This is a genomic window from Nocardia carnea (assembly GCF_029868325.1).
GTDB lineage: Bacteria > Actinomycetota > Actinomycetes > Mycobacteriales > Mycobacteriaceae > Nocardia > Nocardia carnea_C.
Genome location: NZ_JARWNW010000168.1, coordinates 1 through 8,885, shown reverse-complemented (window position 1 = coordinate 8,885; position 8,885 = coordinate 1). Strand labels below are relative to the sequence as shown.

Here is an 8,885-nt window from a genome sequence, read left to right as displayed (position 1 = left end):
CCCCCCCGCCCCCCGCGGCGCGGCGCCTTTGCGGCCGGGGGGCTCTCCCGGGGCCCGGGCCCCACCCCTTCGAGGGCCTCGTAAGACTCGGCGCCGCGGTGGTTGCGTCGGATTCGGGTGAGAGGGTTCGCGGGCTCGCTCGGCTCGGGTGACGCTGTCGCTCGGCTCGGGTGACGCTGTCGGTCGGGCGGGTGGCGCTGTCGGTCGGGTCGGGGCTCTGGGGGCCGAAGTGCCGGGTCCGATTGGGTGCATGCCGTTGGTGGTTGCACGTGAGCGCACCGCGGTGGGGGCGATCCGCGCGGTGCGCGCGGATCAGCGGTCGGGTTCCAGTTCCGTCAGGGGTTTGCGGAGCAGTTTGCCGGTGGCGTTGCGGGGGAGTTCGTCGAGGAAGATCACTTCCCGAGGGACCTTGTAGCGGGCGAGATTCGCCTTGACGTAGTCCTTGATCTCCCGCGGGTCGCGTGCCGAATCGGGTCCCGGGACCACCACGGCCCGTAGGCGTTTGCCGAATTCGCGATCGTCCACGCCGACCACCGCGGCCTCCAGGACATCGGAGCGGTTGGCGATGAGATGCTCGACTTCCTGCGGGAAGACGTTCTCGCCGCCGGAGACGATCATATCGTCGTCGCGGCCGTCGATGAACAGCAGGCCGTTACGGTCCAGGTGCCCGACATCGCCGGAGGACATCATCCCGTCCACCTGTTCCTTGGTGCGGCCGTCGGTATAGGCCTTGAACGCGTGCGGGTTGTCGATGAAGATCGTGCCGGTCACGCCGGGTTCGGTGATCCGCTTGCGATTCTCGTCGTACAGCGCGATCCGCACCCCGACCGGGGGCCGGCCCGCGGTGGTCGGCTCGGCCCGCAGCTCTTCCGGAGTGGCGACGGTGATCACCGCGCATTCGGTGGAGCCGTACAGGTTGTACAGCACATCGCCGAAGTATTCGCCGGTGCGCACCACCACATCCGGTGGGATGGCCGAACCGGCCGCGAAGATGACCCGCAGCGAGGACACGTCGTAGCGGTCCAGGATTTCGCGCGGCTGGTCGAGCAGGCGCTGCAGCATGGTCGGCACCACGACGAGCGAATCCGCCCGGTAACGCTCGATATTGGCGAGGGTGAGTTCGGGATCGAAACGCCGCTGCTGGAAGATCACCCGGTTGCCCAGGCCGAGGCCGAGGCTGAACTGAGACAGTCCGGTGCCGTGGAAGATCGGGGCCGCCATCACCATGGTGCCGTTGCTGGGCAGCGGTACCCGGTCGATGAACTGGGCGGAGATGAAGGGGCTGACCTTGTCGCGCGGGGCGCCTTTCGGTGTGCCCGTGGTACCGCTGGTCAGGATGACCGTGCCGCCGGGCTTACCGGGCGCGGTGAGCGGTGCGGTGGACTGTCCGGCCGATACCGATTCGACCGTGGGGATCGCGGGATCCGCATGGTCGGATTCGTCGACCCAGGTCAGGATGCGCGGGATCGAGTCCGGGATCGCGCTCATCAGCTCGAAGAATTCGCTGTCGTGCAGTACGGCTTTGACCTTCTCGCGTTCGGCCACATCGGCGAACTGCGGTTTGGCGAAGCCGGTGTTCATCAGGACCGCGCGCAGCCCCAGTTTGCCGCAGGTCAGCATGCTCAGCACCATGCCGCGATGGTCGCGGGCGAGGATGGCCACCACATCACCGGCGCGCAGGCCGCGTTCGACGAGTCCGCGCGCGAAGGCGTTCGACTGCTCGTCCAGCTCGCGGAAGGTGAGTTCGCCCTTTTCGTCGGCGATCGCCGGGGAATGGGGCCGGTCCTGCACGGCATGCATCACGACTGCCGCGAACGGACCGTATTTGCCCGCATTGACCATCGACTTGACGGCGTGGTCGAGCCGCAGCGGATCGAACAGGCCGCGTTTACGCATCACGTTCACGGCCAGCGCGATATCGCCGGCCTTGCGAACGGGGCCGGGCAGCGACAATGTCATCGGCGACAACCTTCCGGGGCGCAACCGCCGGACCGGCGGCCTACCTGTTCGAGCTCCAGTGCTGTGCCAACCCTAGCAATCCGGTCCCCATGTGCGACGACATTGTCTCGGACAGTAAAGAAACCGGGACATCGTTGTGGAATGTCCCGGTTTCGTGATGCGAGAGGCGGTGTCAGACCTCGTATTCCACCAGGACCCGGCGCAGCAGTTTCCCGGTGGGGTTGCGCGGCAGATCCTCGAGGAAGACGACCTCGCGCGGAACCTTGTACCGGGCGAGGTTCTCCTTCACGTGGGCCTTGATCTCGTCCTCGGTGGGAGTGTGGCCGGGTTCGGGCACCACGAACGCGCGCAACCGCTTACCGAACTCCACATCGTCGACACCGACCACGGCGGCATCGAAGATGTCCTCCCTTTCGAGCAGCAGGTTCTCCACCTCCTGCGGGAAGACGTTCTCGCCGCCGGAGACGATCATGTCGTCGTCGCGGCCGTCGACCATCAGGAGGCCGTCGTCGGTGAAATGGCCGACATCCCCGCTGGACATGTAGCCGTCGATGATCTGCTTGTGCCGGCCGTCGGTGTACCCCTCGAAGGGGGCGCCGCTGCGGACGAAGATCCGGCCGGTGACGTTCTTGGCCGTGACCTGCTTGTCGTTGTCGTCGTACAACCGCACATCACAGGTCAGCGGGGGACGGCCCACGGTGCCGGGGGCCTTGGCGAGCTCGTCCGGCTTGGCCACCGTCGCGATGGCGACCTCGGTGGACCCGTAGAGGTTGTGCACCACGGGCCCGAACACCTCGGCCGCGCGGACGCTCAGTTCCGGCGAGAGGGCCGATCCGGCCAGCACGATGCCCTTCAGCGAGGACGTATCGTACTTCGCCCGGACCTCTTCGGGCAGTTCCACCATCCGGTGCAGCATGGTCGGTACCGCGACGAGCATGTCGGCCTTGTGGTCGGACACCATCTTCAATGTCGCCTCGGCATCGAAACGGCGCCGCATGACGATTTTGTTGGTCAGGCCGGTGGCCACCAGCCAGGTGCCCAGGCCCGTGCTGTGGAAGATCGGTGACACGATCACCATCGTGGCGCGTTTGCGGAACGGCATCCGGTCCAGGAACTGGGCGGTGGCCACCGGAGACGCCTTCTCGCGCGGTGCGCCCTTCGGCAGGCCGGTGGTACCGCTGGTCAGAATGATGAAACCGCCCGGCTTACTCGGGACGGGCAGTGCCTCGAGGCCGTTATCGGCAATCAGATCGTCCAGGCTTTTCGCGCCTTCGGGAAGTTCGGTGCCCTCGTCCACCCAGGTGAGGAAACGCGGCATATCGGCCGGCAGGGCGTCGAGCAGACCGAGGAATTCGCTGTCGTGCAGGACCGCCGCAACCTTCTCGCGTTCACACACCTCGGCGAACTGGGGTTTGGCGAACCCGGTGTTCATCAGGGCGATCTTCACACCCAGTTTGCCGGCGGCGGCCATCGACAGGATCAGGCCGCGATGGTCGCGGGCCAGGATGCCGATCACGGTGCCTTCGGTGAGGCCGGCCTTGCGCAGGCCGTTCGCGATCTTCGTGGACTGTTCGTCGAGTTCGCGGTAGCTCAGCTCGCCGCGCTCGTCGACCAGGCCCGGCGCATCCGGGGCGATCCGCGCCGAATGCATGATCAGCGTCGCCTGCGGGATATAGGTCTTGGAATCCTTGAGCGTCCGCAGGGTTTCCCCCGGATTCTTCAGATCGATGAATCCACTGGACTGCAGCAGCCCATATGCCTTGACAGTCTCCAGCGTATGCGCCAGGTTCACCCTCGAACACCTCCACAGATCCTCGCGTCGGCACTCGACCTAGCGATTCCGAACGGCATATCGGGGCTCACGGTAGCAGTGAAAGTGCGTCCGCTCACAACGTACGCACCGGACAAAAGCGACACCGCCGTTATGGCCGGAACATCCCATGAAATGGGCACGCGCCGGAGATCCGGCGCGTGCCCGAGCTGTGCTTATCTGCCGGAGGCTCAGTTGTAGATCGAGCCCAGCGACGGGAAGGTGATTTCCCCGCGCGCGTACTGGAAGCCATCCGGATGTTCCGGGCTCACCGGCACCGGCCACCGGTGCCACAGGCTGCCGTAGACGGCGGCCACGACCATGCCGGGACCCGGATCGATCACCCGCGTGCGGATGGTGGTGTCGGCGATGATGTCGATATGCTCGGTCAGCGGTTCGATCCCGCTGCGGCCGTTCGACAGGTTGAGCCAGACCACCTCCAGCCGGGCCCCGGCCTGATTCGGGGCGATGGTGCCGGGGCCGCCGAAGAACGCGAACCGGAACCCGTCGATATTCAAGGCCACACCCGACCCGTACATACCCGGCCCGCCCCCGCGGCCGATATTCGATTCGGCCGGGATCTGGAACGGCTGGGCCGGCAACGCGGCCTCGCGCGCGGCATCGGTGACCCGGGAATCGCCGATGAGCATATCGACGGCACGTTCGGCGCCGGGGTCGCCCGCGGCGGCGGTCCGCAGCTGCTGGGTCGCCGAAACCCAATCGACCTGGGCCGGCTCGGCGGTGGCGTGTCCGGTGAAGAGCATGGTGGCCGCGGCCGTAGCGGCGAGCGAGGTGACGAGCCGACGGGCGAAGCCCTTTGTGCGCATAACCAGTCTCCTTGCAGATACGTTGTCCGGGGAACTGCACCCGGTGGTGGGTTCAGCAGGGTGGAGAGGGGCAACACGTACCGGCGGATCCGGGCGTCGAGCGGAGATGAACCCGCCGGGTCGAACCAATCGCAAAACGTTGACACCAACATGTCACCCGGTCGGCGCACTGTCCAGACCGCCGCGCGGGCGTCGCGGGCGCAATTTCGGTTCTCCGGCACGGCGTCCCGGGCGAGAGGTGGGGCGCGTACGGCCGGTGGTGATTCCCGTCCGGCGGCCGGACAGGACGCCGCCGGAATAATCCGTTGGCGAACGACCGCGACCACTGTTACCTTTCCGGGGCCGTGGCAGAGGACGAGGAGGTGGTATCCGTGAACGCAGTATCGACATGGGTGCTCCCCTCAGGGGTCACGGTCGGGCGATAGGTCGTCCGGGAGCGCCGTAGCACTCCCGAAAGGCACGACCGTGCACTTCATTACCGAACAGCGTCTCGACCACGACATCCTCGAACGCACATTCACCCTCGGCGAGATCCCCGGCATTCTGTGGACGCCGGAATCCGCATCCGCTCCGGTGCCGCTGATCTTGCTCGGCCATCCTCCGCTCGGCCTGCAGAAGATGTACCCGCGACTGCTGGACAGGGCCCGGCAGGCCGCGGCGGAGGGCTTCGCCGCGGCCACTATCGAGCTCCCCGGCGGCGGTGACCGGCCCGGCTCCGCCGCCACCGATCAGGCCCGCGCCGACCTGCAGCGGGCGTTGCAGACCGGCGGTCCGGTCACCGGCGATATCGTCGACCGGCTCGTCCTGCCGCTGGTCGACCAGGCGGTCCCGGAATGGCAGGCGGCCCTGGATGCCCTGCTCATGCAGCCCGAGATCGGCGGCCCGGTCGGTTTCTCGGGTGGGCTGATCTCCATCGGCATCCGGCTGGCGGTGGTCGAACCGCGCCTCGCGGCCGCCGTTCTTTTCGCCGGTAGTTTCGTGCCCCGCGCGATACTCGCCGAGGCTCGGCAGGTCACCATTCCGCTGCACGTCCTGCTGCAATGGGACGACGAAGGAAACGAACGGCAAGCGGCCTTGGATCTGTTCGACGCCCTCGGCTCCGAGGAGAAGACGCTGCACGCCAACATGGGCGGACATTCCGGCGTCCCGCAGTACGCGGGGGAGGAGGCGAACCGGTTCTTCGGCCGGCACCTGAAGTGAGGTCGAACCGCAGGCGGCCGGCGAGTTGATGTAGGGCGGCGCGCGCTCCAGCAGGAAACAGGACACCGGTCCGGGCCGCTTGCGGCGGCCCGGACCGGTTTTCCGCGTCCGGCCTGCTTACTTCAGTTCGGCGCTGGACTTGTTCAGCACACGGCGGGCGACGATGAGCTGCTGGATCTGCTGGGTGCCCTCGAAGATGTCCAGGATCTTGGAGTCGCGACCCCACTTCTCCAGCAGCAGGCGCTGCGAATAACCCACGGCGCCGGCCAGTTCGACCGATTTCAGCGTCACATCCGTGCCCGTACGGCCCGCCTTCGCCTTCGACATCGAGGCCTGGAGCGAGTTGGGCTGCTTGTTGTCGGCCATCCAGGCCGCCCGCATCGCCAGCAGGTAGGCCGATTCGTAGTCCGCCTCCATTCGCAGGAATTCGGCGGCCGCGGCGTGCTGGTTGTTCGCCGGGGTGTCGTAGGAGATCTCGATACCCGCGTCGGTGAGGATGGTGCGCAGTTCCTCGAGCGCGGCCCGCGTGACGCCGATGGCCATCGCCGCGACCATGGGGCGGGTGTTGTCGAAGGTCTGCATAACCCCCGCGAAACCCTTCTCCACGTTCACTTCCGGGCTGCCGAGGATATTGTCCTTCGGGATCCGGCAGTCCTGTAGCAGCAGTACCGCCGTATCGGAGGCCTTGATACCGAGCTTGTGCTCGAGGCGGGCCACCGACAGGCCAGGGGCGTCGCGCGGGACCACGAACGATTTGATGGCGGCGCGGCCGAGGCTGCGGTCCACCGAGGCCCACACCACGATATGGGTGGAGCGCTCGCCGGCGGTCACGAAGATCTTTTCGCCGTTGAGCACCCATTCGTCGCCGTCGAGGACGGCAGTGGTGGTGACGGCGGCCGAATCGGAGCCGAAGCTCGGCTCGGTGATGGCCATGGAAGCCCATACCTTGCCGAATCGTTCCAGCTGCTCATCGGTGGCGACCGCGGCGATCGCGGCATTGCCCAGCCCCTGATACGGGATCGACAGCATCAGCCCGACATCGCCCCAAGAGGTTTCCAGGGCGTTGAGCAGGGCCGACATATTGCCGCCGTTGGCGTTGACGGGCATGGTGGCGGGGGCTGTGTCCTCGGCGGACTCATCGGACCGGCCACCGGCCGCACCACTGATCTTCTGGGTGCCCGAATCGCTGAGCCCGTCGACCATGGCGGCCATCGTGTCGAGCTCCACCGGGTACTCGTGCTCGGCGAGGTCGTATTTGCGCGAGATCGGCCGGAAGATCTGCGCGGCCACCTGGTGCGCCTGATTCGCGCTGGCCCGCAGCTTCTTCGGCAGTTCGAGATTGATCATGGAAAGTCTCCTGAGAAGGTATGAATCCGCAGCGGCCGGGAACTACACCAACACGATTCCCTCGGCGACACCGATACCGCGCAGGTCGCGATACCAGCGTTCGACCGGATGCTCCTTGGTGAAACCGTGCCCACCGAGCAGTTGCACACCATCGAGACCGAACCGCATACCCTTGTCGGTTGCCAATTTCTTGGCCAGCGCGGCCTCGCGGGCGAAGGTGAGGCCCTGTTCGGCGCGGGCGGCCCCGCGCAGGGTCACCAGTCGCAGGCCGTCGAGTTCGATGGCGATATCGGCGACCATGAAAGCCACCGCCTGCCGGTGGCTGATCGGTTCGCCGAACGCCTCCCGCTCGTTGACGTACGGGATCACGTAGTCGAGTACGGCCTGGCCGGTGCCCGCAGCCAGCGAGGCCCAGCCCAGCCGGGCCAGCTGTACGGCGTCCCGGTAGTCGGCGGCGTGCTGTTTGGCATCGCCCTCGCCGAGGATCGCATCGGTACCGACGGCAACGTTGTCCAGGACGAGCCGGCCCAGACCGGCCGCGCGCAGACCCATACTGGGATCGGCCTCCACCGACAGACCCTGGGCGTCGGATTCCACGATGAACAGTGCCGGGCGGCCGTCGAGTTCCGCGCCGACCACGAAGATCTCGGCGTCGGCGGCGGCCGGCACCAGGCTCTTCACGCCGTTGAGCCGGTAACCGCTGGGGGAGCGCACGGCCTTGGTCTGCAGGGTGAACGGATCGAACAGGGCGCGCGGTTCGCTGATGACGACCGATGCCTGCGGTACGTTCTCGCCGGTGAACGCCGGCAGGTAGGTCTGCTGCTGGGCGTCGGTACCCCACTGGGACAGCGCGACGGCGACGCCGCTGGGCGCCAGCAGCGGCAGGGCCAGACCCATATCCCCGTGCGCGAGCGCTTCGGCCACCATCGTGTTGGTGACGGCGCCGCGTTCGGTGGCCGCGCCCTCGAGCTCTTCGGGCACATTGATCAGGGTGATACCGAGTTCCGCGGCGCGACCCAGCAGGTCTTTCGGGGCGGCGGCGGCCTCGTCGGCGTCGTGTGCGGCCGGGCGCAGGATTTCGGCCGCGAATTCCCGGACCGTCTCGACGATCATCTGCTGTTCGTCGGTGGGGGTGAGATCGAAGTAGTCCTTGGTCTTCGACTCGTTGTCCGGGAGACGCTTGGGCGCGCCACCACCGGCGACCTTGTTGAAGGCGCGGGTCGCGGCACCCAGAGTGCGGAAACCGGTTCTGGTGCTCTCGTAGGTGACCCGGTCGATCGGTTTGCGCAGGTTGTATTTCTCGGCGAGTTCCGAGCCGGTGATCGTCGACATGACCCGCATGGCGGCGCCCATCCAATCCCGTTTGGGTTGGTGCAGGCCCACCCCGTTCTCCTGGCGGACGCCGTTGTCCGGACGCCGCTTGGTAGCGCTGTCTCGAATGCTCATCATCACCTGTTTTCTCGCGCGGGGTGAGGGTCTGGCCCCAGCTATCTTACTGCGGAGTAAGGCTATCTTACTGAAGAGTAAGAACGGCGTCGAGTGCCAGTCCTGTCCTGGTGAGCGGACATACCCGAGACACCGGCCCGCCAAAAGCGGGGGGGGGGGGGGGGGGGGGGGGGGGGGGGGGGGGGGGGGGGGGGGGGGGGGGGGGGGGGCGGCCGGCGGGGCGGGGGGGGGGGGGGGGGGGGGCCCCCCCGGGGGGCGGCGCCCGGCCCCCCCCCCCCGGGCCGGGGTCCATGGGG

6 protein-coding genes are annotated in these 8,885 nt (G+C 67.4%); 1 reads left to right on the top strand and 5 read right to left on the bottom strand.

Features of this window, described 5'->3' with window-relative positions:
- Positions 1–312 precede the first annotated feature (312 nt).
- The 3 genes from QH196_RS13170 to QH196_RS13160 form a co-directional block, all read right to left on the bottom strand.
- The gene (locus QH196_RS13170) at positions 313–1,959 is read right to left on the bottom strand and encodes an acyl-CoA synthetase (protein ID WP_280416063.1); all 1,647 of its coding nucleotides are present in this window, start codon (positions 1,957–1,959) and stop codon (positions 313–315) included.
- A gap of 172 nt (positions 1,960–2,131) precedes the next feature.
- Positions 2,132–3,751: an acyl-CoA synthetase gene (locus QH196_RS13165; RefSeq protein WP_280416062.1), complete on the bottom strand. Its 1,620-nt coding sequence runs from the start codon at positions 3,749–3,751 to the stop codon at positions 2,132–2,134.
- Positions 3,752–3,960: 209 nt separating this feature from the next.
- Positions 3,961–4,596, bottom strand: a complete 636-nt coding sequence (locus QH196_RS13160) for a hypothetical protein (protein ID WP_280416061.1) — start codon at positions 4,594–4,596, stop codon at positions 3,961–3,963.
- A gap of 465 nt (positions 4,597–5,061) precedes the next feature.
- On the opposite strand from QH196_RS13160, the gene QH196_RS13155 reads away from it, so the two are divergent.
- The gene (locus tag QH196_RS13155) at positions 5,062–5,796 is read left to right on the top strand and encodes an alpha/beta hydrolase (protein WP_280416060.1); all 735 of its coding nucleotides are present in this window, start codon (positions 5,062–5,064) and stop codon (positions 5,794–5,796) included.
- Between the two features lie 117 nt (positions 5,797–5,913).
- On the opposite strand, the gene QH196_RS13150 is transcribed toward QH196_RS13155, so the two are convergent.
- Complete coding sequence (locus tag QH196_RS13150) at positions 5,914–7,143, bottom strand: acyl-CoA dehydrogenase family protein (RefSeq protein WP_280416059.1); 1,230 nt, start codon at positions 7,141–7,143, stop codon at positions 5,914–5,916.
- Positions 7,144–7,185: 42 nt separating this feature from the next.
- Positions 7,186–8,595 (bottom strand): acyl-CoA dehydrogenase family protein, encoded by a 1,410-nt coding sequence (locus QH196_RS13145; RefSeq protein WP_432278057.1) that lies wholly within the window; start codon positions 8,593–8,595, stop codon positions 7,186–7,188.
- Between the last annotated feature and the right edge of the window lie 290 nt (positions 8,596–8,885).

Excerpts from the sequence above, each read along its gene's own strand:
- QH196_RS13170 (WP_280416063.1), bottom strand. The coding sequence starts at position 1,959 with ATGACATTGTCGCTGCCCGGCCCCGTTCGCAAGGCCGGCGATATCGCG.
- QH196_RS13160 (WP_280416061.1), bottom strand. The coding sequence starts at position 4,596 with ATGCGCACAAAGGGCTTCGCCCGTCGGCTCGTCACCTCGCTCGCCGCT.
- QH196_RS13150 (WP_280416059.1), bottom strand. The coding sequence starts at position 7,143 with ATGATCAATCTCGAACTGCCGAAGAAGCTGCGGGCCAGCGCGAATCAG.